20 protein-coding genes and 3 tRNA genes are annotated in these 23002 nt (G+C 67.7%); 12 read left to right on the top strand and 11 right to left on the bottom strand.

The window, feature by feature from the left end; all coding sequences use genetic code 11:
* The first annotated feature begins 15 nt into the window (after positions 1–15).
* From ACI3KT_RS17285 to ACI3KT_RS17265, 5 genes are all read left to right on the top strand, one after another.
* Positions 16–88, top strand: a tRNA-Glu gene (locus ACI3KT_RS17285).
* Between the two features lie 29 nt (positions 89–117).
* Positions 118–191 (top strand) — tRNA-Asp (locus ACI3KT_RS17280).
* A gap of 68 nt (positions 192–259) precedes the next feature.
* Positions 260–332 (top strand) — tRNA-Phe (locus ACI3KT_RS17275).
* A 289-nt stretch (positions 333–621) separates the two neighbouring features.
* Positions 622–3981: an AAA family ATPase gene (locus ACI3KT_RS17270; protein WP_404905709.1), complete on the top strand. Its 3360-nt coding sequence runs from the start codon at positions 622–624 to the stop codon at positions 3979–3981.
* A gap of 274 nt (positions 3982–4255) precedes the next feature.
* Entirely contained in the window at positions 4256–5173 is a 918-nt protein-coding gene (locus ACI3KT_RS17265) for an AEC family transporter (RefSeq protein ID WP_404905708.1), read from the top strand.
* Positions 5174–5221: 48 nt separating this feature from the next.
* Here ACI3KT_RS17265 and ACI3KT_RS17260 read toward each other — a convergent pair whose 3' ends face one another.
* The 4 genes from ACI3KT_RS17260 to ACI3KT_RS17245 form a co-directional block, all read right to left on the bottom strand.
* Positions 5222–5524 carry an SHOCT domain-containing protein gene (locus ACI3KT_RS17260; RefSeq protein WP_292904387.1) on the bottom strand — a complete coding sequence of 101 codons (303 nt, stop codon included), beginning with the start codon at positions 5522–5524 and terminating at the stop codon, positions 5222–5224.
* 121 nt (positions 5525–5645) lie between these two features.
* Positions 5646–6308 (bottom strand): response regulator transcription factor, encoded by a 663-nt coding sequence (locus ACI3KT_RS17255; protein ID WP_292904389.1) that lies wholly within the window; start codon positions 6306–6308, stop codon positions 5646–5648.
* Complete coding sequence (locus ACI3KT_RS17250) at positions 6305–7513, bottom strand: sensor histidine kinase (RefSeq protein WP_404905707.1); 1209 nt, start codon at positions 7511–7513, stop codon at positions 6305–6307. The genes ACI3KT_RS17255 and ACI3KT_RS17250 overlap by 4 nt, the downstream gene beginning before the upstream one ends.
* 9 nt (positions 7514–7522) lie before the next feature.
* Positions 7523–8296 carry a DUF2071 domain-containing protein gene (locus ACI3KT_RS17245; RefSeq protein ID WP_404905706.1) on the bottom strand — a complete coding sequence of 258 codons (774 nt, stop codon included), beginning with the start codon at positions 8294–8296 and terminating at the stop codon, positions 7523–7525.
* 60 nt (positions 8297–8356) lie between these two features.
* Between ACI3KT_RS17245 and ACI3KT_RS17240 the strand changes: the two genes are divergently transcribed.
* Positions 8357–8875: a hypothetical protein gene (locus ACI3KT_RS17240; RefSeq protein ID WP_404905705.1), complete on the top strand. Its 519-nt coding sequence runs from the start codon at positions 8357–8359 to the stop codon at positions 8873–8875.
* Positions 8876–9051: 176 nt separating this feature from the next.
* Positions 9052–10485 carry a cell division initiation protein gene (locus ACI3KT_RS17235; RefSeq protein WP_404905704.1) on the top strand — a complete coding sequence of 478 codons (1434 nt, stop codon included), beginning with the start codon at positions 9052–9054 and terminating at the stop codon, positions 10483–10485.
* A 53-nt stretch (positions 10486–10538) separates the two neighbouring features.
* Here ACI3KT_RS17235 and ACI3KT_RS17230 read toward each other — a convergent pair whose 3' ends face one another.
* From ACI3KT_RS17230 to ACI3KT_RS17210, 5 genes are all read right to left on the bottom strand, one after another.
* Positions 10539–11138: a DUF998 domain-containing protein gene (locus ACI3KT_RS17230; protein WP_292904398.1), complete on the bottom strand. Its 600-nt coding sequence runs from the start codon at positions 11136–11138 to the stop codon at positions 10539–10541.
* Positions 11135–11572 carry a MarR family winged helix-turn-helix transcriptional regulator gene (locus ACI3KT_RS17225; RefSeq protein ID WP_292904400.1) on the bottom strand — a complete coding sequence of 146 codons (438 nt, stop codon included), beginning with the start codon at positions 11570–11572 and terminating at the stop codon, positions 11135–11137. The genes ACI3KT_RS17230 and ACI3KT_RS17225 overlap by 4 nt, the downstream gene beginning before the upstream one ends.
* Positions 11573–11673: 101 nt before the next feature.
* The gene (locus ACI3KT_RS17220) at positions 11674–12792 is read right to left on the bottom strand and encodes an acyl-CoA desaturase (protein ID WP_307299362.1); all 1119 of its coding nucleotides are present in this window, start codon (positions 12790–12792) and stop codon (positions 11674–11676) included.
* A gap of 140 nt (positions 12793–12932) precedes the next feature.
* Positions 12933–13217 (bottom strand): hypothetical protein, encoded by a 285-nt coding sequence (locus ACI3KT_RS17215; protein ID WP_404905703.1) that lies wholly within the window; start codon positions 13215–13217, stop codon positions 12933–12935.
* A gap of 217 nt (positions 13218–13434) precedes the next feature.
* A complete protein-coding gene (locus ACI3KT_RS17210; protein ID WP_404905702.1) occupies positions 13435–14382 on the bottom strand; it encodes an intradiol ring-cleavage dioxygenase in 948 nt (315 codons plus the stop codon).
* Between the two features lie 368 nt (positions 14383–14750).
* Here ACI3KT_RS17210 and ACI3KT_RS17205 point away from each other — a divergent pair, with 368 nt between their 5' ends.
* Complete coding sequence (locus tag ACI3KT_RS17205; RefSeq protein ID WP_292904407.1) at positions 14751–15365, top strand: TetR/AcrR family transcriptional regulator; 615 nt, start codon at positions 14751–14753, stop codon at positions 15363–15365.
* Positions 15366–15379: 14 nt separating this feature from the next.
* On the opposite strand, the gene ACI3KT_RS17200 is transcribed toward ACI3KT_RS17205, so the two are convergent.
* Complete coding sequence (locus tag ACI3KT_RS17200) at positions 15380–16567, bottom strand: low temperature requirement protein A (protein WP_404905701.1); 1188 nt, start codon at positions 16565–16567, stop codon at positions 15380–15382.
* Positions 16568–16886: 319 nt separating this feature from the next.
* Between ACI3KT_RS17200 and ACI3KT_RS17195 the strand changes: the two genes are divergently transcribed.
* From ACI3KT_RS17195 to ACI3KT_RS17185, 3 genes are read left to right on the top strand one after another with little or no spacing between them, the layout of a single operon-like run.
* Entirely contained in the window at positions 16887–18419 is a 1533-nt protein-coding gene (locus ACI3KT_RS17195) for a sugar transferase (RefSeq protein WP_307294351.1), read from the top strand.
* Between the two features lie 5 nt (positions 18420–18424).
* On the top strand, positions 18425–19591 hold the full coding sequence (locus ACI3KT_RS17190; RefSeq protein ID WP_404905700.1) for a glycosyltransferase: 1167 nt from the start codon (positions 18425–18427) through the stop codon (positions 19589–19591).
* Between the two features lie 44 nt (positions 19592–19635).
* Complete coding sequence (locus ACI3KT_RS17185; protein ID WP_404905699.1) at positions 19636–20742, top strand: glycosyltransferase family 4 protein; 1107 nt, start codon at positions 19636–19638, stop codon at positions 20740–20742.
* Between the two features lie 50 nt (positions 20743–20792).
* Here ACI3KT_RS17185 and ACI3KT_RS17180 read toward each other — a convergent pair whose 3' ends face one another.
* Positions 20793–21413: a hypothetical protein gene (locus tag ACI3KT_RS17180; RefSeq protein ID WP_404905698.1), complete on the bottom strand. Its 621-nt coding sequence runs from the start codon at positions 21411–21413 to the stop codon at positions 20793–20795.
* Positions 21414–21487: 74 nt separating this feature from the next.
* On the opposite strand from ACI3KT_RS17180, the gene ACI3KT_RS17175 reads away from it, so the two are divergent.
* The gene (locus ACI3KT_RS17175; protein WP_404905697.1) at positions 21488–22903 is read left to right on the top strand and encodes a polysaccharide biosynthesis tyrosine autokinase; all 1416 of its coding nucleotides are present in this window, start codon (positions 21488–21490) and stop codon (positions 22901–22903) included.
* Positions 22904–23002: the final 99 nt, after the last annotated feature.

The raw sequence follows: 23002 nt of genomic DNA, 5'->3' as shown, positions 1-23002 counted from the left end.
CCCCGGGACTGACTCGGCCCCATCGTTTAGCGGCCTAGGACGCCGCCCTTTCACGGCGGTAGCACGGGTTCGAATCCCGTTGGGGTCACTCCATCCGATACAATTGAAAACAAGTATGGCCCTGTAGCGCAGTTGGTTAGCGTGCCGCCCTGTCACGGCGGAGGTCGCGGGTTCAAGTCCCGTCAGGGTCGCTCTGAGCGATGGGTCCTTTTTTCGGAGAGGGCCTTTCGTCTAGATGCGGCAGGTTCGCCGGTCGCACGGCTCTGTAGCTCAGTTGGTAGAGCGCACGACTGAAAATCGTGAGGTCACGGGATCGACGCCCGTCGGAGCCACACGGACCGTCGTTACAACGGTCCCAGAAACCCTCGCCTAGCTTCTACATGGCGGGGGTTTTGCTTTGCCCTGGCGAGACCCGGCCACGACCCCGGTCGTTGAGCGAGCGAAGCGAGACGAAACGCGCAGACGCCGAAGCTCACGCCGCCGCTTCCCTCAGCACCTCCGAGCCCTGGCCCATACTGGTTGCATGGGTGCAGTCGCGCAGTACGCCGTCGATCTCCTCGATGCCGCTCGGGCGCCGGGTCTCCTCTCGGCCGCAGCCGGGCACCGTGGAGCCGCGCGCCCGTGACGACTCTGTACGTCGGGAACGACTCGAGCCGGATGCCGATCGCAACAGCTCTGGCACAGGCTCTCCCGGGCGACGTGCTCTCGCTCGCCCCTGGCACGTATGCGATCGGCTCAGTCACGCTGAACGGCGTGACGATCACGGGTGAGGGCGGAGCCGAGGCGACGACGGTGATCGGCACGATCGCGCCCCATGGGAACTGCAGCGTCGCCTCGCTGACGCTCACTGCGCAACCCCGGGGCAGCGCGGTCGCCATGGTGCACGGTGCTGACGCGTATCTCAGCATCACCGACTGCCGCATCGCGGGCGACTCCACCGCGAGCACGCTCACCGTGGGAGTCGACCGCGGCACGCTGGTTCTCAACAGAGTCGTCATCGCGGACGATGCCGATCTCACCACCGTCAAGATCGCAGCCGGCGCGCGCCTTCATGCCACCGCCTCACGACTCGGTGGACTCGAGGTGAACGGAGGCTCGGCTGACCTCATCGGCTGCGCCGCTCATCTGGTGCTGGCGCGAGACGGGGCGCAGGTCCGCGGATACTCCCCTCTCGACCTCACACCGGTACCGGGAAAGCGGGCGCTGCGATCACTCAGCGGAGCGACTCTCGACCTGGAGTGCGTCCGCCTCAACGGAGATCAGGCGTTCGAGGCGCAGGCCAACGCGGCTGTGCTGCGCATCGCGCAGCTCGAATCTCCGACGGGCGCACCGCTCCGAGTGGTCGCCGAGGCGGAGGCCGAAATCCACTGCGAGAGCCCGCTCGCCGAGATCGTGCGGGCGACGCCGGTGCCCCGGAAGCCACCGAGGGCGAGAGCCGGGTCCGGCCCTCAGCGCGTGCTCTGGCCCGCGCATCAGGGCCGCAGTTTCGCGACCGACGTGCAGTCGCGGCTCAAGCCCGGCGACACGCTAGTGCTCGAAGAGGGCGAGTACTCGTTCGATGATCTGGCGAACGGCGACTTTTCGTGCGAGGTGAATCTCGACGGTGAGGGCCGACGCGACCGCATCGTGCTGCGCGGCCGCCTGACCCTTCCGCCCGGATCCCACGTGACCCTCACCAACCTCACGATCGAGCATCCGATCACGACCAACGCCGTGTACGTGTCGGCCGGCGCCGATCTCTCGATGCACGGCGTCACGATACGCAGCGACGCCGCGGCCGAGCTCCCCGCGCTGTACGCGCAGGGAGCCGTCACCGCGACCGCCTGCGAGCTGCGCGCCGGTGCGGCGGAGACGAGGGCCACCGTCACGCTCGCGGGCGGTGGCCGTCTCTCGGCCCTCATGTGCGAGCTCGGGTGGGCGGACTTCGCCGGCTCCTGCGTCGTCTCCCTCGAGTCGTGCTCGCTGTTCCGGCTCGCGACTCGAGAGCAGGCGCGCGTGACATCCGCGGGCCGGCTCACGGTGCATCCGAACGCACGCAATCAGTGCTCCGTGACCGCCAAGGGGCAGGCGTCCATCGACATCGATGTGCTCGACTGCCCGCCGGGTGACGAACTGAACATCCAAGATCAGTCGTCGCTCGCCATCGCCTCCTTCGCCTCCGGACGGATGCCGACGATCACGCGCGGCGGGGCCACGCAGATGTCGCAGGGTGCCGCAGGCGGGTATCGCGAGGGCTCCCGTGGCGGCATGGTCACGTCTTCGCTTCCGGGACGAACCGCCGTCGCGGAGGAGCAGCACTCCGACGGGTCCGACGTCACGGGCGTGCGCGAGGACTCGCTGACAGCGCTGAACCACCTGGTCGGGCTCCGCACGGTGAAGGAGCAGGCTGCTCAGTTCGTGAAGAACGCGGTCATCAACCGCGAACGGTCGCAGCTCGGGCTGAAGTCCATGCAGCTGACGCTGCACAGTCTGTTCCTCGGCAATCCGGGCACCGGCAAGACCACCGTGGCGCGGCTCCTCGGCAAGGCCCTTTTCGCAGAGGGCGTGGTCTCCTCCGATGTGTTCGTCGAGGTCGGACGCACCGATCTCGTCGGCACGCACATCGGAGATTCGGCGCCGATGACCGAGAAGGTGCTCGACAGCGCCCGCGGCGGCATCCTCTTCATCGACGAGGCCTACGCCCTCGCACAGGGAGTCGACGAGGACTACGGCCAGGAGGTGATCGACACGATCATCGCCTATATGGAGAACCATCGGGACGACCTCATGATCATCTTCGCCGGATACACCGACAAGATGCAGCGGCTGCTCGAGATGAACGCCGGCCTGCAGTCGCGGACTCCCAATCGTTTCGATTTCGAGGACTACACAGGCGAGGAGCTCGCCACCATCGGCGTGAACGCCCTCCGCGACACGGACTACGAACTCGAGGACGAAGAGTTGTACCGCCGCATCCTCAGTCGCGGCTACACCCAGAGCGCCGACCGCAGCAACGCTCGCTGGGTGCGCAATTTCAATCAGGAGCTCATCAGCCGACAGGCCGATCGGGTGCACGAACTCCGCACCCGGAGCATCGCCGACTACCGACTGATCGCCGACGATGACCTCTACGCGGTCGCTGGTGTGGAGATGGATGCCGAGGGCGGCTCGGCCGCGGTGGCCGCTCTGCTCGCCGAGCTCGACGGCATGGTCGGTCTCGCCGAGGTCAAGGCCTGGGTCGCGAAGCTCGTCAACCGTGTGAAAGCCGATCAGCGCCGCATCCAGGCCGACGCCACCGTCTCGCGCCCCACTTATCACGTCACCTTCACCGGCAGCCCCGGCACGGGCAAGACCACGGTCGCCCGCATCGTCGCCCAGCTCTTCCACGAGCTCGGCGTGCTGTCCAAGCCAACCGTCAAAGAGGTGAATCGCGCGGCTCTCGTCGGCCCTTATGTCGGCCAGAGCGAGCAGCGCACATCGCTCGCGATCGACGAGGCGATGGGCGGCGTGATGTTCATCGACGAGGCATACGATCTCTTCCGCGATGGCGGCGACTCCGCCGACTACGGCCAGGCCGTGATCGCGACGCTGCTTCCGCGCCTCGAGAACGACCGCGACAAGTTCGTCGCGATCCTGGCCGGGTACGCGGCCGAGATGGACGTCTTCTTCTCCGCGAACCCCGGGCTCCGCTCCCGTGTGCCGCACACCGTGCGCTTCGCCGACTACTCCCCCGAGGAGGTCGCCGAGATCGTGGTGCGGATCATCACGAGCACCTGGACGGTCGACACGGCTCGGCTCACCGCACTGATCGCCGCCGTCTATCGCGCTCTTCCCGAGAAAGAACGGGCGAACGGCCGGAGCGCGCGCATCCTCGCAGAAGAGCTCGAGGGCCTGCAGGCGGATCACATCGCGATGGACGACGTGCCGGATGCCGAGCTCCACGTCATCCCGGCAACCGTGCTCGAGGCGTTCGCCCGCGCGCACGGCGTCGCTCAGGTCTGACGCGCTGCCCGCATCCCGGCCTCCCGTTCCGGTCGCACTTCGTGCCGTTCTCCAGAACCTGGCTGTCGTTCCGGTCGCGATTCGTGCCGCCCGAAGCGGTCGGCGGCGGCACCAATCGCGACCGGAACCATGAGAGCGGATGCCGAGACGACACGAATCGCAACCGGAAGCGCCAGAACCACAGCAGGCGGCGGGATCCCGCGACCCGGTCCCGATCGGAGCCCGCTCCGACGCCCGCGCGAGGGGGACCCGGCTCCCCCGATACGCTCGAACCATGCTCGAGACGCTCACCGGATTCGCCGTGGTGGCCGTCGCGATCGCCCTCGGGTACGTCATCGGGCGCATCGACCTGCTCGGACCGCACGCCCGCCATGTGCTCGGGCGGCTCATCTTCTTCGTGCTGTCGCCGTTCCTGCTGTTCAGCGTGCTGGCACATGCCGATGCGAAGATGCTGTTCTCGGCGCTGCTGCCGGTCTCGGCGATCGCGGCCGTCGCGGTGATCGCCGCCTACGCCCTGATCGCGCGGCTCGTGTGGAAGCGCTCGATCGGCGAGACCGTGATCGGAGCGCTCTCGGCCGGTCAGGTGAACTCCAACAACATCGGCATCCCGCTGTCGATCTATCTACTCGGAAGCGCGGCGTACCCGGCGCCGGTGATCCTCATGCAGCTGCTGATCTTCACGCCGATCTCCCTCACGATCCTCGACGCGGTGACGAGCGAGACGGTCTCGATCCGCCGCACGCTCGTGCGCACCGCGACGAACCCGATCATCATCGGCTCGCTGCTCGGCACCCTCGTGTCGGTGTTCGGCCTCACGGTTCCCGCCATCGTGATGGACCCGGTGCAGCTGATCGCGGATGCCGCGGTCCCCGTGCTCCTGATCAGCTACGGCATCTCCCTGCACGGCCAGCGCGTGCTCGGCACGCAGGGTCACCGGCGCGACGTGATCCTGGCCAGCATCCTGAAGCTGATCGCGATGCCGATCATCGCCTGGGGCGCCGCCCTGCTGTTCGGGCTGTCTGCGGCGCAGACGCTGATCGTGGTCGTGCTCGCAGCCCTGCCGACGGCGCAGAACGTGTTCAACTACTCGCAGCGTTACGACATCGGCGAGGCGATCTCGCGCGACACGGTCTTCCTCACCACGATCGGATGCCTGCCCGTTCTGCTCCTGGTCATGACGATGCTGGGCTGAATGCGACGATGCCCGGACCGCGATCGGCCCGGGCGTCGTGGTGCCAGGTCACATCTCCGGGCGGTTGGCCCTGAGCACCTCGAGGCGAGCGCGGTACTCGGTCTCGTCGATGTCGCCCTTCGCGAAGCGCTCGGCGAGCGTCTGCTCTGCGCTCCGCGCTCCCGCGATGTGGCCCTGCGCCCACGGCGGTCCATAGGCGCCGAAGCGCCGGCGGCGCACGACGAGGCTGATGATGAGGCCCACGACGAGCAGGAACATCAGCGGGAAGATTATGAAGAAGGGCCAGAACGGGGCTCCTCCGCCCCAATAGCCGACGTGCTGTGCGGTCATCGCCGCGACTGTGCTGAGCATGATGTGCATCCCTCGATTCGTCCGACCGTGTCTCGACCGGTGCACATCAGCCTCCTCGCCGCAGGCTCCCCGCGAATCCGGCCGTAGACGTCTCTTCGACTGCTCCCCCGGGAGTACGCCGCTACTGCCAGCCCGGTGAGACGAGCCCGGTCTCATACGCCACGACGACGAGATGCACCCGATCGCGGGCATGCAGTTTGCTCATGATCCGCGACACGTGCGTCTTCGCGGTCAGCGGGCTGAGGAACAGGCGCTCTGCGATCTCGTCGTTGGTCAGCCCCATCCCGACCAGTCGCAGCACCTCGCGCTCGCGATCGGTGATCACCTCGAGCGACGAACGCGAAGGCCCCTCGCGCAACCCCGCTGCCATGCGTGACAGCAGCGTCTTCGTCACTCCCGGCGACAGCAGCGCATCGCCGGCCGCGACCGACCGCACCGCTCGCACGAGATCGGCGGGCTCGGTGTCCTTCACGAGGAATCCGGCCGCACCAGCGCGCACGGCGCGCACCACGTATTCATCGAGCTCGAAGGTCGTCACGATCACGACATGCACATCGGCGAGCGCGGGATCGGCGGCGATCTGCTCGGTCGCCCACAGCCCGTCGCCCTCCGGCATCCGGATGTCCATGAGCACGACGTCGACCGGCGCCTCCCTGATCCGCTGCAATAGCTCCCGCCCGCCCGAGGCTTCGGCGACGACGTCGATGTCGGGCTCCGAATCGAGCAGCGCGCGGAACCCCGCACGCACCAGCAGCTGGTCGTCGGCGAGTGCGACTCTGATCATCGGTTCCTCCCTGAATTCGGGGCGCCCGCCGCACCCGCTGCCGACCTCCACGGGAGCACGGCGACGACTTCGACGCCTCCGCCGGACCGGTCAGTGATCGTCACCGATCCTCCCAGCAGCGCTGCACGCTCCTGCATGCCGAGAATCCCCCGGTGTCCGCCGTCGATCGTGTCGGGAGCGCTGAGGCCGCGCCCGTCGTCCACGACTCTGACTGTCAGCATCCGCTCCGAGGAGCGCTCGAGCACCACCTCCGCCCGGCGGGCGCGGGAATGGCGGATGACGTTGGTCAGCGCCTCCTGCACGATGCGGTAGGCGGCGAGCTGGGTCGACCGGTCTGGCAGTTCGCCGCCGAGCCGGTCGTCGAGCGTCGTCTCGAACCCCGGTCCGGCCGCTCCCGACACCAGTCCAGGGAGCTCTCCCAGCCCGGCTTCGGGGGTGAGGGGCGTCTCTCCGTCGCGCAGGACGCCGAGCACCCCGCGCACCTCGTCGAGCGCCCGCTTCGACGACTCCTTCACGTTCGCGAGCGCTGCCCTCGCCTGCTCCGGGTCGCGGTCGAACAGGTGAAGGCCCACCCCCGCCTGCACGCTGATCTGCGACAGCGCGTGCCCCAGGACGTCATGCAGTTCGCGGGCGATGCGCACTCGCTCGCGCTCCTCGACGCTCTGCCGCTGCCGCGCCGACTCGGCGTGCATCGCGGCGAAGCGTGCGCGCCGCGTGCGCACGAAGGCCCCGATGCCGAAGCAGACGGCGAGCCCGATCGTCGCAGCGACGACCACGGGCGGCCGCCATTCGCGGCCGCTGAACGAGGCGACGAGCAGAACGATCGCCCAGGCGGTGGCGACGGATGCGGCGGCCCACACCGCCGCGCCCCGCACGACCGCTCCGATGATCGCGAAGACGAGCGCGATGTACGGCGGTCCGAAGACGGGAGTCGTGAGCACGTCGAGGGCCGCGCACGCGCTCACGAGCGCGACGACGGGTCCGGGGAACCGGCGAGCCCCGAGCAGCGCGAGCGGCCCGGCGACGGCCAGCGCGACGTGCAGCGCAGCCTGCCCGCCCGGCGCACCGTGATGCAGGCGGACGGCACCCCAGACGGATGCCGGGACCTGCACGAGGAAAGCGATCACGACCGGCGCGATCAGTCGCGCTCTGCGCGTCGCCCAGGGCGGGCCCTCTCCCCATGGTCTGCGCCCCGCGTCCGGCATCCCCCGATGCTATCCCTCAGGGATCCGCCGGGCATCCGCTCCGTGGAGGCCCGCGACATGCTCCTTGGGGAGTACGTCACTGTCGCCTCGGAGGTCAGACAGCACGACGGGCAGGTCGCGCATCACGACGACGCTGTCGAACACCGCCGATCCCTCGGGGAGGGCGTCGAAGAACGACGAGCGCAGGCCGTGCAGGCGCGCCCCCTCCACGGCCCAGGCTCCGCTGGTGAGCGCGACGGGCTCCACGCCGCGCCCGTCGTGACCCAGGGACCATCCGATGCGTCCTGCCCGGTAGAACTCCGACGCCTCGTCGACCGATCCGAAGAACCCGCTCGACCACGCACCGCCGATCTCGACGTCGGCATCGAGGCTGTGCGCTCCGGCATCCATCGTGAGCGCGTAGCGTCCGCCCGATTCCCGCGTCGTGAATCGAGCCTTCCTATGGACGCCGGGGAACAGGCGACCTCCGAGGAGCACCGGATGCCACGCTGAGCTGTGCCGCTCGAAGATGAACACGCCCCGCTGCACCCCCTCCGCGGCATCCCATTCGACGGCCATCCGATGCGCGGCGTTCTCGGAGCGCAGTCCCCAGCCGGGGCGGAACCATCGAGGCCTGATGGCGTCGAGACCGAGAACGCAGACGCCCGCAAGCGCCGAACCGTCGATCAGCTGCGGACGGAATCCCGGCGGCAGCAACCCGGCTGCGACGGCCGGATCCACACGGTAGCTGATCAGGAGTCGCCGTCGCAGGTGGGCCTGCACCTCGGGAACGATCGCCTTCATATTCGCAATATAGCACTGTGGCTAAATATCTACACAATGGAGCGTGCGTAGATTGGTGCCGTGGACAACCCCGTCATCTACGTCGCGATCATCGTCGCGGTGATCGTCGGCGCGATGTTCCTCAGCCGCGGACTGCGCCGCAGCGTCTCGAAGTCGGGCAGCCGCTACGGGCGCCGGACGACGGACGACCGGGTGAACGGCATCCTCGCCGAACTCGCCGCGACGATCGTGATCCATGCGCCGGAACCCGCAGCGAGGGACATCCTCGACCGGGTGGTGCTGCAGCAGCCCCGCAAGTTCTCCCTGCTCGACGACGGCGGGTACGGCGTCCGCTTCGTCGAGGCAGACGACGCCGTCGTGCGCCTCGTCGACGACGCCGAGGGAACGCGGATGCAGGTGGTGCGAACGACCGAGCGGCTGGGGATGCCGCAGAACCTCGAGTTCTGGAGGGAGCTGCGCTCGCGAGTGACCGCCGGCGCCGAAGCGCAGACGATCTCGGTGGCCGACGGCCCGCAACACAGCTTCGCCCGTCATGACGGCGATCCCGTGTACTGGGAGATCACGCGCGAAAGCTCCTGAACATCCACAGCCGCCCCGCGACCTCGCGCCGGAATCCACTGCACAACTCACAGCGAGCGCGGCTAGGCTGGACACAGCGCCACCGCACGTCGTCGCGGTGCGTCAGCCCCTCCCCCTTCGGCCTGCGCGGCACCACGAACGGTCTGCGCCACGGCCCTGCCAGAAAGGCCGACCTCATGAGCGAGTCCCCCGCCGAGAACGACTTCTTCGACAAGTTGATCGACGAGACTCCGCGCGAACAGCCTGGCGGCTTCACCGCCTCGTTCCGCGGCTATGACAAGGCGGAAGTCGATTCCGCGCTGACCACGCTGCGCAACCAGCTGCAGCAGATGAAAGCCGATCTCGCCGATGCCGAGGCCCGCCATGAGGACACGCTCGAAGCGGTGCGCGCCGAGGAGCGCTCAGCGCGCGAACTGCTCGAGGCCGAGCTGACGGCGGCGAAGGCGCAGGCTTCGGATGCCGAGGACCGCGTCTCCACGCTGACGAACGAGCTCGTCGACGCTCCTCGCCCCGAGGGCAAGGACGCTCCGTCGCGCGAGCAGTTCGAGGCGATCCTGCGGGTCGCGGAGGAGCAGGCGAACGTCCTCATCCAGAACGCCGCGGTGCAGGCCGACCGCCTGATGGCGGCGGCTCGCGAAGAGGTCGCGGCGCAGCGCGCCGAGGCTGACGCCGACGCGACGCGCATCATCGCGCACGCCCAGCACGACGCCGACCAGATCCGCCTGAAGGTCGACACCGAGTTCACCGCGCACGAAGCGCGCCTCGAGCGCGAGGCCGCGCACGCCGCCGAGAAGGTGCACCAGGCCTCGCAGGAGGCCACGGCCATCCGCACCGAGGCTGAGAAGGGCGCCGCCGCGCTGCGCGCTCTCGTCACCCGCGAGACCGAGCAGCTGCGGGCCGACGCCGAGCGCGAGGTCCGTGAGATGAACGCCCGCGTCCTGGAGTTCGAAGAGACCCTCACCCGTCGCCAGGACGACGCGCAGCAGGAGTTCCTTCTGCTGCACAACCAGGCCGTCGCCCACGCCGAGCGCATCACGACCGATGCGAACGAACAGGTCGCCGCGTCTCTCGACCACGCCCAGCGGATCTCGGCGAAGGCAGACGACTACGAGCGCCTGATGCGCACCCAGGCCGCGGCCATCGAAGCCGACGCCCAGGTCCGCGCCCGCGACGCTCTCGAGCGCGCCCGCGTGAAGTCGCAGAAGATCGTCGAGTCGGTCACCGGCCACACTTCGACCGTGCTCCGCGACGCAGAGGACCACGCCCGCAAGCTCCGCTGGCAGCAGCAGCAGCTCGCGAGCTTCATGGCGGAGGTGCGAGAGCTCATCCGCCCCGACGGCGTCTTCAGCGACGAGACCCCCGCCGCCGCGCCCACGGCGAGTGCCGCGGCATCCGCCGCCACGAGCGCCGGCGTCGCCGACCAGGCCGATGCCGACGTCGATGACGACGACATCGAGACGTACGAGGCCGAGGTCGTCGAGGCCGACCCGTCTGACGTGTTCCTCGGCGATGAGGTTCTCGAGGACGAGCTCCTCGATGACGACGCCGCGACGATCGACGGCAAGATCACGATCGATGTGGTCGAGGTCGACGAGTCCGCTTCGCGCTGATCCCGCAACTACCGAAAGGGCCGCGAGAGATATGCTCGCGGCCCTTTCGCGTGTCAGGCCGCGACCAGCAGCACGACTGCGGCGAGCAGATAGAACAGGTTCACCGCGACGATGAACACCCGCTCGGATATGCCGAAAGTGCGGCTGCGCAACCCGGGGAGCACGAGCGAAGCGACGAGCACGATCAGACCGACCAGTGCGATCCAGCTGAGCACGATGAGCGTGAACGCGAGCACTCCTCCGACCGACGACTCGGCAAGGCGCACGAAGTCGCTCATGCACGAGTAGCTGATCGCGAACCAGGAGACGGCGGCGAGCATGTGCAGCCGCCCGATCACGGTCGCCTGTTCCCCTTCCAAGGTCGTCGGGACGAACGGCAGCACGAGGAAGATCACGGCGAGGACCAGGAGCCAAGCGGCGATGCCGCCTCGAGCGCTCCAGTTCGGAAGTCCTGACCAGACCGCAGCGGCGAGCGCGGCCCATGCCGCGGCTGTCGTCCACGTCATGATCGAGCTGAGCGTGCGAGTTCGCCCGACGGCGTAGTCGCTGACCGCATGCCTGACCGGAGAGTAGTCGCTGCGCACCAGGTGCAGCGCGACGAACATGACGAGGCGCACGACCCAGAGCAGAGCGGCCACGGCGGCGAAGATCATGATGGTTCCTCCGAGATGTCGGTGCGGACGATGCGGACTTCGTCGTGCAGGGTCCGTATCGTGAGCGCGAGCTGCGCCGGGTCGACGCCGATGGCGCGCGCATTGCGATCGAGCGAGTCGCCCAGCAGCTCTGCGCACTGCTGCTGCTTGTCATGACCGGCGACGGTGGCGTGAAGCCGGCGCATGTTGCCGTCGCCCGGGCCCGCCGAGTTCTCGATGAGATCGTCGCGAAGCAGCGCTTTGATCAGTCCGCTGGCCGCCGGCTCGCTGACCCCGAGGCCGCGGGCGAGATCGCGCCCGGTGAGTCCGGGGTGCTCGCACACGATGACGAGCGCGACATAGCGGCTGTAGCTGAGCCCCTCTGGGCGAAGCATCCGCTCCGCCGCACGGTCGAGTGTGCGGACCAGGTCATGCAGTTCGTATGCGAGATCCATACTCAGTAACTTAAGTCCTTAAGTTACTGAGCGCAACCCACAGCGCACAGAGAAGGGGCGCAAGCGGTGTGAACCGCCTGCGCCCCTGCCGTCTGAAGCTGTTATGCGCGTCCGAACTGCGCCACTGCGGGGCAGTCGAAAGGATCGGCGCCTGCGGCGAGACCCACGCGGTTGAGGTACGCGATCACGATGGCGTACGAACGGCCGAGACTCGTCTCGGTGTACGGCACGTCGTTCGCCGCGCAGTAGTCGCGCACGATCTCGCGTGCCTTCGCGAGGTGCGGGCGAGGCATGCTCGGGAACAGGTGATGCTCGACCTGGTAGTTGAGGCCGCCCATGAGCGTCGTCGCCCACCAGCCGCCGCGGATGTTGCGCGAGGTGCGGACCTGCTTCGAGAAGAAGTCGAGGCGGGCGTTCGGATCGATGATCGGCATGCCCTTGTGGTTCGGGGCGAACGACGCTCCCATGTAGACGCCGAAGACGGCGAGCTGCACACCCATGAACGCGAACGCCATTCCGAGCGGCAGCATCATGAAGACGGGGATCAGGATGATCGCGAAGCGCACGGCGATGATGCCGAGCTCGATCCAGCGACCCTTCACGTTCTTCTTGGTCATCAGGTGCTTCAGCCCGATGTAGTGCAGGTTGAGACCCTCGAGCGTGAGCAGCGGGAAGAACAGCCACCCCTGCTTGCGGGTGATCAGTCGGATCAGGCCCCGCGACTGCGCGGCATCCGTCTCGAGGAACGAGATCGTGTCGACCTGGATGTCGGGATCCTTGCCGACCTGATTCGGGTTGCCGTGGTGCTTGGTGTGCTTGGAGTCCCACCAGGAATAGCTCATGCCGATGCTGCCGGCGAGGATGCGGGCGAGACGGAAGTTCGCGGGGCCCGAGCTGAGGATCTGCCGATGCGCGGCCTCATGGGAGAGGAAGGCGATCTGCGTGAAGATGATGCCGAGAGCCCCGGCGATCAGCAGCTGGAACCAGCTGTCGCCGAGGAGGATGAAGCCCGTGATGGCTCCGCCGAGCGCGAGGACGATGCCCGCGCCGACGACGGCGTAGAACCAGCCGGCGCGCTGCAGCAGCCCGGTCTCCTTGACGACCTGCGAGACCTGCTTGTAGGCCTGCGCCATCGGCGGGAAGTCGGCGTTGCCGGAGTACGTCTGGCGCACCGGCCCGAGAGTTGCTGCGGTCTTATCGACCTGTGTGATGGAGATGATGTTCTCCTGTCGATCGGGAGCCCTTGAGCTGTGGAAGCCAAGGGCGGATGCCGTTCGCTTACCTCAGGGTAGCCCGGGGCACATGCGCCGCAAGGCATACGAACAGCACTGCCAGGGCTCTGCCAGGTGGGCCCGGATCGTCAGGCGCGCACGCGCCGCGGACGACGCCGCAGGGCACGCGGAAGCGTCAACGGAAACGGGAGCGGACGACGCCGCTCCTCCTGGGCGTCTTCGAGCGCGATGCGCGCGTCGTCGAGGGTCACGAACGACCCGAGGTCGGCGCCGCGCTGGTCGCGCACGAGGTGGACGGTGCCGTCGAATTCCACGAAGCCGGCGAACTCGCCGTCGCGGGTCGCGACGTGCACGTCCACATCGGCCTGCTTCCAGGACAACGGGTCGGACGGGGGGATGGTGGTCATGCTCATGGTGGTGCTCATTGCTGTGTGGCGGGCGCACGTCGGCGCGCCTCGCAAGATGTGAGACCGAGGGCGGATGCCGCGCGCGTCGATGCACGCGGTCCGGAATGGCCCTGATCAGTGGCGACGTGGGCGGCCGAGAGGGCTAGGCACACACGCTGCACCCCAACTCTAACAGATCACCCACGTTCAGCCAACATCGCGATTCTGCGGTGGTCGCGGGCGTTCACCCGGCCGGCGGTCGGCTGCTGCCTGCGGGCCCGCCCTGGCCGCCACTGCCGGGCGCCGACCCTGCACCCGAGGCGGTACTCGTGTCGACGCGTACGACGAGGGTCGCCCTGTAGCCGCTGCTCGCGTCACCCGTGATCGTCGCAAGTTGTGTCGCGCCCGAGTCGTCGCCGAAGACGCTGTCGCTCGCGAGCGTGACCTGAGCGAGGTTCTGCGCAGAGCCTGCGTAGGCCGACCCGGCGTACACCTCGGCGCTGGCCGGTTCCGGCATCGCCATCTGCGAGGTCGCGATCGCGTTCGCCGAGTCGCTGAGGGAGTCCACGTCGGGGTAGACCTCGAAGTGGATGTGGGGCCAGCGCCCCGAGTAGCACCCGGGGAAGACCGAGGTGAACGAGACCTTGCCCTGGGCATCCGCCACCTGCACACCTCGCAGGTACGTGACCTCCTCCAGACCTGCCGAGTACATCGAGTACTCCCCCTGCGCGCTGCAGTGCCAGGCGTACACCGCGACGCCCTCGAACGGTGCATCCTCGTTCGCCATGTCGAGCACCTGGAACTCGAAGATCAGCGGCACGCCGTCGGCTGTCGCCGAGCCGTCGATGGACGTGGTGATGTCGCTGCGGATGATCCCGGAGTCCTCGAGCACGTCGGGCCCGTTCGATCCGTCGCCCGGATAGGGGCCGGCGGTCTCATCCGGGATCTCCCCACCCGCTGCTGTGGATGCTGTGGCGCCGGCTCCCGAGGTCGAGTCCGTCGGGGCGCACGCGGCGAGGACGACCGCGCCGACGCCGACGCCGACGAGACCGAGCACCCCGCGTCGGGTGAGCAGCGTGCGGATGTCGAAGGGGGCGCCCTGGTCGACCACTTCTTCATGCGGATGGTCCAGCAGGCGGCCCTCGTAGGCGGGGCCCTCAGGGGTCTGGGTCGGTTCCGGAACGCGGCTCATGATCTGGTTCCTCTCGAGAGAACGGCTGGTGCTGCTGCCATGCTCACGGAGTTGCCCCTCAGAGGGCTTTGGCTCCTCGATGCGCTTTCTATGAAGCCGAGGCACAGAGAAGAGCGGATGCCGGAGCATCCGCTCTTCTCTGTCCTGCTGCGGCCTCGCGATCGATGCGCGGCCGTGCTGCTGGGTTCGCGACTGGGGATCGCGAACGAAGCGCGTAGGTCGGCATTCTCGAACTGGGGACCCGAGCTCTCGACCTACACGTAGATTGCACCAGTATTTTGGACACTTGTCAAGAAAAGTCTGTACGACTGTCCAAGGTGGCGGCTAGGATCGCGACTGAACCGATATTTCAGTACGGGGGCGCGAACATGACGACAGCCGGCGAGCGAGCGGTGCGCGGCAGCGTCGACAAGTTCGCGCAGCGTCGGCGGATGCTCGCCCTTTCAGCCAGTGCCACCATCGCCGAGCGCGGTTTCGCCCACACCGGCCTGCGCGACATCGCCAAGCACTCCGCGCTGTCGCACGGCTCGCTGCACTACTACTTCACCGACAAGGACGACCTGATCGCTGAGGCCGTCTGGCTGTTCAAGTCCGAATGCGCCCGGCGGTACGACGGGATCGTCGCCACCTCTCAGAGCGGCGAAGAGCTCGCCGTCCGCGTCTCCGAGGAGATGACGAGGACGCTGCGAGACGAGGCGTCGATGCACCGGCTCTGGTACGACCTGCGCAACCAGGCTCTGTTCGAGACCGGCTTCGGCGACACGATCGTGCGCATCGACGGAGTGCTCGAGGAGATGGTGTGGGCGATCCTCACGCGGCACGCCGAGCTGGTCGGCCGCACGATCGCACTCACGCCTCCGTTCGCCTACGCCCTCGTCGACGGGATGTTCCAGCACGCCCTGATCCGCTTCATCCGCGGCGACGTCGATGCGATCGACCGTCTGCGTCGCGAGTGCGAGGGTCTCATCCTCGCGTCGGCCTGACGGCAGGATTCGGCCTACTCGGATCGGGTGACGTCTGCGTCCTCGCCGATGGGCGGCCGCACGACCAGCACGACCACGATGCCGACCATCACGAAGGCCGTGATGGCGATCGACGTCGGGATGAACGCGTCGAGCAGGACCAGCGCGGCGCCGAGCGGCACCACGACGTTCACGATGCGGTCGGCGTTGTCGCGGATGGCGATCCACCAGATGCCGAGCAGGAAGATCGCGATGGGGAGCGAGACCGTCAACGAGGCGGCGACCGGGCTGATGTGGCTCACATGCGTCAGCATGTCGAGCTGGACTTCGATGCCAGCGGAGAACGCCGCGGCCGCGGCGAAGACGAAGAAGTGGGTGTAGCCGTAGCGCAGCGATCTGCGGAAGCTCGTGATCGCGCGGTGGTGCGGCGGCCAGAAGTAGATCCACCACAGGGATGCGGTCACCACGAGCGTCAGCACCGAGATCCACACCAGCGGAGCGAGCGACTCGGCATCATCGATCGCTTCGATGATCGCGTTCGCCGAGGCGAGCAGGCTCTCACCGAGCACGATGAGCGTGAACAGACCGTACCTCTCGGTGATGTGGTGCGGATGCCACGGCGTCTGGTGCCGGTATTCGGCGAAGACGGGCACGGCGATCTCGATGAGGGCGAAGACGACGAAGAGCACGAGCTGCACGGGACCGCTGGGGACGAGGAGGAAGAGGATCCAGAGGACCTGAGCCGCCCCGATCCCGAGCGCGTAGCGGATGGTCGCAGACCGGAGCGGGCCGTCGGCCGCACGTGTCGCACGCAGCCACTGGGCGATCATCGCGAAGCGCATCACGATGTAGCCGATGACGGGAACCGTGAAGTTCCCCTCGAACGCCTGCGGAACGCCGGCCGCGAGCACGAGCACGCCGCCCATCTGGACGATCGTGGTGACGCGGTAGAGCCAGTCGTCGGTGTCGAACGAGGTCGCGAACCAGGTGAAGTTCATCCAGGCCCACCAGATCGCGAAGAACAGCATCCCGTACGACGTGATGCCGTGCACGAACTCGCCGTGGCTGAGCGCGTGGTGCAGCTGCGCGGACGCGGCGCTCACGGCCACCACGAACACCAGATCGAAGAAGAGCTCGAGCGTGCTGGCTGCGCGGTGAGGCTGCGCAGGGTCGCGCGGGTTCATCCGGCTGAGATGGAAGCGGGTCGTGGAAGTGGCGGTCACCGGGTCAGGATAGCGACCGCAGGGTCAGACACCCGCGGTGTTCTGGAATATCAATTCATCCATATGCGTGAGTAACCTTCCGTTCACCCGCCGTATGGGATATGGTGATCAGGTCTGCAGTTCCTGCTGCAAGCCCCGCCGTGTGGGACGGCGACGGCGAGTTGTGACGTGGGGTCACGAATAACTCAGCAGGACCCGAGGGGTCGGGTTGCAGGCAGAACGCCGTGAGCGTGGGGCTCTCGGTCTGGGGAACAAATCTGGGGAACACTATGTCGCACTGGGGATTTCTGCGTACATTGACGGCCTGTGAGGCGTCGGCATGACCTCCGTCGAAGATGCTGTCAGCATCGCACGCACGGGCTCGGTCTTCCTGCCGGTCTCTGCACCACGGGTCACCAGGGTGGCACCCCGCCCGGCCATCGCGCCGCGCGTGTCCGCCACTCTCGAGCGGCGCCGCCAGTGGGAGCGCCGCTACCGGATGCGACTGCGGGTCACGGATGCTGTCGTCATCCTGTTCGCGGTCGGTGTCACCGCAGCGATCCAGATGGTCGTCGGCGCGGCAGGGGAAGAGGCCCTGCGCGACGGCATCCTGCTGGGTGCGCTCTGGTATCTGACGCTCAGTGCGCTGCACACCCGGGATGCAGCCCTGTTCCGCGCCAGTGCCGCCGAGTACCGCAGCGTCGCGCACGCCAGCGGTCTCGCATTCGGGGCGACCGCGATGATCGGGGTGCTGCTCGACTGGCAGCATCTGCAGCTCGTGCTGCTCGTCGGCATGCCCGTCGGCCTGCTCGCGCTGCTGATCACGCGGTGGGCGTGGCGCAACTGGCTGGGTGCGCAGCGCGTGCACGGTCGATTCACGTCGCGCACGCTCGTCGTCGGCAACCGCGACGACGTCGAGTACGTGGTCCGCACGCTGCACCCGATCGGCGCCTCGGGCTACCAGGTCGTCGGCGCCACGCTCCTCGACGGGAACGCCCGTGACGTCGAGATCGACGGCACGCACTTCCCCGTGCTGGGCAACGTCAACACGGTCGCCGCGATCGCCGCCGAGCGGGGGGCCGACACGATCATCGTGGCGAGCCGGCCCGACGGCGATCCGGAGTTCATCAAGAAGCTGAGCTGGCAGCTGGAGGGCACGGCATCCGAGCTCGTGCTCTCCAGTCGCCTGACCGACGTCGCGGGTCCCCGGATCTCCTTCGCCCCGGTCGAGGGCCTGCCCCTGATCCAGGTGCAGATTCCGACTTACGAAGGCGGTCGTCACGTGCTCAAGCGGGCTCTCGACGTCGTCGTGGCGACGATCGCGCTGATCCCGATCGCCCTGGCGACGCCGTTCATCGCTCTGTTCGTGAAGCTCGACTCGCCGGGCCCGCTGTTCTTCTTCCAGGAGCGGGTCGGCCGCGACGGTCGTACGTTCAAGATGGTGAAGTTCCGCTCCATGAAGACGGATGCCGAGCAGCAGCTGTCTGCACTCAAGGCGCAGAACGAGGGCGCCGGACTCCTGTTCAAGATGAAGGACGACCCCCGGGTCACGCGTGTCGGCAGGATCCTGCGCAAGCTCTCGCTCGACGAGCTGCCGCAGTTCTGGAACGTGCTGACGGGTGACATGAGCGTGGTCGGTCCCCGCCCGCCGCTGCCCAGCGAGGTCACGGCCTACGACGGAACCGTGTTCCGTCGCTTGTACATCAAACCCGGCATCACCGGCCTCTGGCAGGTCTCCGGACGCAGCGACCTGTCGTGGGACGAGAGCGTCCGCCTCGACCTCCGTTACGTCGAGAACTGGTCTGTCATGAACGATCTGCAGATCATGTGGCGCACCGCCAAGGTCATGGTGCAGCCGAGCGGGGCATACTGAGACGCATGAGCAAGGGGAACGTCCTCACCATCGCGATGGTGGGGACCCGAGGGGTGCCTGCGGCATACGGCGGATTCGAGACGGCAGTCGAAGAGGTGGGCAAGCGCTTGGCCGAGCGCGGCCATGACGTCGTCGTGTACACACGCGGTTCCGAGAGCCGTGACAAGGAGTATCTCGGGATGCGGGTGGTGCATCTGCCCGCCATGCCCGTGAAGCAGATCGAGACCCTCAGCCACACCGGCCTCTCGGCGCTGCATCTGATGGCCCGACGTCGCCCGGATGCCGCGTTCGTCTTCAACGCGGCGAACTCGCCGTTCCTGCCATTGCTGCGCGCCCGCGGCATTCCGACCGCACTGCACATGGACGGCCTCGAGTGGAGGCGCTCCAAGTGGGGGCCGCGGGGAAAGGCGTACTACCGCTGGGCGGAGCAGTTCGGCGTCCGCACCGGCGACGCGCTGATCGCCGACGCACCCGGCATCGCCGACTACTACGCGCATCAGTTCCAGGTTCCCACCGAGATGATCCGCTACGGGGCCCCGATCCTCGACGAGGTCGACGAGGGACGCATCGACGAGCTCGGTCTCACCGCCGAGGGGTATCACCTCGTCGTCGCCCGTTTCGAACCCGAGAACCACGTGCTCGAGATCGTCGACGGCTACAGACGCAGCACCGCCGCTCTTCCGCTCGTGGTCGCGGGCTCCGCTCCCTACAGCAGCGAGTACACCCAGCGGATCCAGCAGGCCGCAGCCGGAGACGAGCGCATCCGCCTGGTCGGCGGCGTCTACGATCAGGCGCTGCTCGACGCCCTCTACTTCCACGCCCTCACGTACGATCACGGCCACTCCGTCGGAGGCACGAACCCGTCCCTGCTGCGGGCGATGGGCGCCGGCGCCGCCGTGATCGCCTTCGACGTGCCGTTCAACCGGGAGGTGCTCGACGGCGACGGGTGGTTCTTCACGCGTCCCGACGACGTTGCGACCGCCTTCGAAGCGGCCGAGGCGGATGCCGCGGTCACGCGGGCGAGGGGCGAACGCGCGAAGGATCGCGCTCGGGCGGCGTTCCGCTGGAACGACGTCACCGACGCGTATGAGAATCTGGCCAGACGCCTGGCCGCGGGCGAAAGCGTGCATCGCGTCGCGCGGAAGGCACGGCGACAGGCTGCCGAATGGTGATGCCTCGACAGCGAACCGTACTGGTCGCACACCCGGGTGCGGAGATGTTCGGTTCCGACCGCATGCTGCTGGAGAGCGTGATCGGCTTCATCGAATCGGGCGCCCGCACAGTCGTCGCTCTGCCCGGCCGCGGGCTTCTCGACATCGCGCTGCGCGAGGCAGGTGCGGAAGTGGTCATCATCCCGATGCTCGTGCTGCGCAAAGTGCTGCTGACCCCGGAGGGACTTCCCCATCTCTTCCGGGACATGTTCCGGGGATTGGGCGCCGCATGGCGTCTCATCCGGCGGCTCCGCCCCGACGCCGTGTACGTGTCGACGATCATCATCCCGCAGTGGCCGGTCATCGCTCGCCTGCACCGTATCCGGACGGTAAGTCATGTGCACGAGGCGGAGGCTTCCGGCAACCGCCTCGTCAACCGCGTGCTCTACCTTCCGCACCTTGCTTCGACGCGGACGCTTGTCAACAGCAGGTTCAGCCTTGAGACCATAAGAGCCGCGCTGCCGAGCCTCGCACGACGCGCCGAGGTGGTGTACAACGGCGTCAGCTCGCCGGCCCGGCCGGAGCCGGCCCGTCCGACGCTCGACGGTCCACTGCGCGTGCTCTACATCGGCAGGCTGTCGCCCCGAAAGGGCCCGGACCTCGTCGTCGACGCGGCATCCGTGTTGAAGAGCCGCGGGGTGGAGGTATCCGTCACCCTGCTCGGCGCGGTGTTCGAGGGTTACGAGTGGTACGAGCAGCAGTTGCGCGACCAGGCGGAGACCGCAGGACTCGACGTCGAGTTCGCCGGTTTCCATCCAGACGTATGGCCGTTCCTGGCGTCCGCTGACGTTCTCATCGTGCCGTCGCGCGTCGACGAGCCCTTCGGCAACACGGCCGTCGAAGGCATCCTGGCGCTGCGGCCGGTCATCGCCAGCGACAGCAGCGGACTGCGGGAGGCGGCAGGCGGCTATGCCACGGCTCGGCTGGTCACCGCCGACCGAGCGGATTCGATCGCGTCGGCGCTCGAAGACCTGACCTCCAATTGGGGGTCAGCGGTCGTGGACGTGCATGGCAGTCGCGCGGAAGCTCTCCGTCGGCATGCTCCGGCGATCTATCGAGCAGAGATCGCCGCCGCGGTGATCGAGCCCCGCCCGGCACCGCAGGTCACCTGACCCAGCGTCTGCGCGATTCTCCGGCTACCCGAGTCCTCCGCGGCGTCTGATCAGTCTGTCGCGTCGAGTGCGAGTCGCGCCCCCGCCCACGCGCCGACGAAGATGTCGACGGCGTCGGACACCGCACGGTAGACGTCTTCGTGCTTGCGCGTGTCGCCGATGTGGGCGTCCGGGACCGCGATGCCGAAACTCGGACGGAAGGGCGAGAACCAGCGACGGGTTCGGGCCTGAGGAAGGTCTACGATGCCGCGCTGAGAGTGCATCCTGGCAGCCAATTCGCTCAGAGTAAGTTCTGGCGGGATCGGTGCGAGTTCTCGAGCGCTGAATGCCGCTTCGACGAGCGTGAAGGTCTTCGGCCGGGATGCCGGGGCGAGCGTCGCGACGGCCGAACGCTCAGCCTCGGATGCTGTGAGGATCAGGTCTGCGCGGTCGATGCTCTCCGCATCCAGTCGCGTCGAGACGTGGCTGTTCGTGAACTCCGCACCACCGGGAAGCTCATCGATCCGCTCTTTCGTGAAGCGGCACAGCGGATCACCCGCGCGGGCCGTGACGCCCACGCTCGCGACGTCGATATCAGGCAGCGCCCGCCCCAGGAGGAACGCCGCGAAAGGCGATCGACAGACGTTGGCCGCGCAGACGACCAGCAGACTGCCCCGAACTCCTTCAGACACAGCGTGAACTCCAACTCGGCTAGACTCTCGACAGGGGACAAGGGGCCATCTTAGTAGCCCGTTTGGGAGGGGACATGACGATAGGCGACTACGCGCGAGCCATCCTTCGAAGTTGGCTCGTCGTCGTCATTCTCGCCGCCGTCGGCACCGCAGGCGGTTACGGCCTGGCGAAGCTCACCCCCGACACCTATCGTTCGACCGGAGCGCTCCTCGTCACGAGCGATCGTGGTGACAGCACGTCCGAACTCGTGCAGGGCAGCACCTATGTTCAGAACCTTGTTGCCACGTACGTGCTGCTCGCCCGATCCGAGCTGGTGCTGCAGCCCGTGATCGACGAGCTCGACTTGAACACGACACCCCGCGCCCTCGCGTCCACGATCACGGCCTCAGCGCCACTCAACTCGGTCGTCATCGAGATCAGCGCGACGAGTCGTTCGCCTCGCCTGGCGCAGAAGATCACCGAAGCTGTGATGAAGAGTCTCGCGACAGTCGTCTCCCGAGACGTCGCCCCTCAGGCCGACGGGCAGCCGACCGTCCGGCTCACCGTGATCCAGAACGCCGACGAACCGAGATTCCCGTTCGCGCCGAGCACGCGGAACTACGTGATGCTCGGTTTGCTCGGGGGCCTCGCGATCGGCGTCGCATTCAGCGTGCTGCGTGCCTTCGCCTGGCAGACGGTCCGCACCCGCGCCGATATCAAGCGACTCACAGGCATCCCGGTGCTCGGCGAAGTGGTCGAGACGCGCCGGGGCACCCGACTGCCTGCCGCCGTACTGAAGGACCGTCTCGGCATCGAAGCCGAATCTGTGCGCGCCGTCGCGGCCAATCTCAACTTCCTCAAAGTCGACGGCGGACTCAAGTCGCTCGTCGTGACCTCGGCCGCCTCCGGCGAGGCGAAGAGCTCGCTCGTGATAGCCCTGGGCGTCATGATCGCGGAGTCGTCGCGACGTGTGCTCCTCATAGACGCCGACCTGCGCAGCCCGTCTCTCGCCGAGTACACGCAACTCGACGGCGGCGTCGGGCTGACAAACGTCCTGATCGGCGAAGCCACGTTCGCCGACGCCATTCAGGACTGGGGTGCCGAAGGACTCTGCGTTCTCACAAGCGGCGCCGAAGCCCCGAACCCGAGCCAACTGCTGACGAGCCAGCGAATGACGGACCTGCTCGAGGAGGCTCGTGCCGAGTTCGACTTCGTCGTGATCGACTGCGCGCCTCTGCTCGCCGTGACCGACGCCACGTGGCTGGGAAATCAGGCTGATGGCGCACTCCTCGCGGTCCTCTACGACAAGACCCGCACGCACAGCCTCGAGAAGGTCGTCAGCGCCGCCGCCTTCGGCGGGCTGAACGTCCTCGGGGCGGTGCTGACGCGGGTTCCACGACGCGGAGTCAGCCGCTACGGTGTGGGCAGTTACGGCACGAGGGCGCCAGCGGACGGCGGGCAACGCCGGAGGAAGATCAGCCTGCGGGAGCGTTCTCGACGCAATCGCTGACTTCTTCGGATTCAGGGGACGCCCAGGCTTTGCAGAGGTTACGTTCAGGTAACGATCACGGCGGGGGTGCTATCTTCGGCGATGGCAGGGGGACTCCGA

The sequence above is a fragment of the Microbacterium sp. ZW T6_19 genome (assembly GCF_044987465.1).
Classification (GTDB): domain Bacteria; phylum Actinomycetota; class Actinomycetes; order Actinomycetales; family Microbacteriaceae; genus Microbacterium; species Microbacterium natoriense_A.
Note: the sequence above shows the minus strand (reverse complement) of the source record. Positions and strands in the feature narration are given on the sequence as shown.

What these genes read in the sequence shown, in the direction of transcription:
- ACI3KT_RS17260 (WP_292904387.1), bottom strand. Translation starts at nt 5,524, where the DNA reads ATGCTCAGCACAGTCGCGGCGATGACCGCACAGCACGTCGGCTATTGG.
- ACI3KT_RS17195 (WP_307294351.1), top strand. Translation starts at nt 16,887, where the DNA reads ATGACCTCCGTCGAAGATGCTGTCAGCATCGCACGCACGGGCTCGGTC.
- ACI3KT_RS17215 (WP_404905703.1), bottom strand. Translation starts at nt 13,217, where the DNA reads ATGAGCATGACCACCATCCCCCCGTCCGACCCGTTGTCCTGGAAGCAG.
- ACI3KT_RS17185 (WP_404905699.1), top strand. Translation starts at nt 19,636, where the DNA reads ATGTTCGGTTCCGACCGCATGCTGCTGGAGAGCGTGATCGGCTTCATC.
- ACI3KT_RS17230 (WP_292904398.1), bottom strand. Translation starts at nt 11,138, where the DNA reads ATGATCTTCGCCGCCGTGGCCGCTCTGCTCTGGGTCGTGCGCCTCGTC.
- ACI3KT_RS17250 (WP_404905707.1), bottom strand. Translation starts at nt 7,513, where the DNA reads ATGCCGGACGCGGGGCGCAGACCATGGGGAGAGGGCCCGCCCTGGGCG.
- ACI3KT_RS17265 (WP_404905708.1), top strand. Translation starts at nt 4,256, where the DNA reads ATGCTCGAGACGCTCACCGGATTCGCCGTGGTGGCCGTCGCGATCGCC.
- ACI3KT_RS17225 (WP_292904400.1), bottom strand. Translation starts at nt 11,572, where the DNA reads ATGGATCTCGCATACGAACTGCATGACCTGGTCCGCACACTCGACCGT.
- ACI3KT_RS17210 (WP_404905702.1), bottom strand. Translation starts at nt 14,382, where the DNA reads ATGAGCCGCGTTCCGGAACCGACCCAGACCCCTGAGGGCCCCGCCTAC.
- ACI3KT_RS17190 (WP_404905700.1), top strand. Translation starts at nt 18,425, where the DNA reads ATGAGCAAGGGGAACGTCCTCACCATCGCGATGGTGGGGACCCGAGGG.
- ACI3KT_RS17205 (WP_292904407.1), top strand. Translation starts at nt 14,751, where the DNA reads ATGACGACAGCCGGCGAGCGAGCGGTGCGCGGCAGCGTCGACAAGTTC.
- ACI3KT_RS17245 (WP_404905706.1), bottom strand. Translation starts at nt 8,296, where the DNA reads ATGAAGGCGATCGTTCCCGAGGTGCAGGCCCACCTGCGACGGCGACTC.
- ACI3KT_RS17255 (WP_292904389.1), bottom strand. Translation starts at nt 6,308, where the DNA reads ATGATCAGAGTCGCACTCGCCGACGACCAGCTGCTGGTGCGTGCGGGG.
- ACI3KT_RS17175 (WP_404905697.1), top strand. Translation starts at nt 21,488, where the DNA reads ATGACGATAGGCGACTACGCGCGAGCCATCCTTCGAAGTTGGCTCGTC.
- ACI3KT_RS17235 (WP_404905704.1), top strand. Translation starts at nt 9,052, where the DNA reads ATGAGCGAGTCCCCCGCCGAGAACGACTTCTTCGACAAGTTGATCGAC.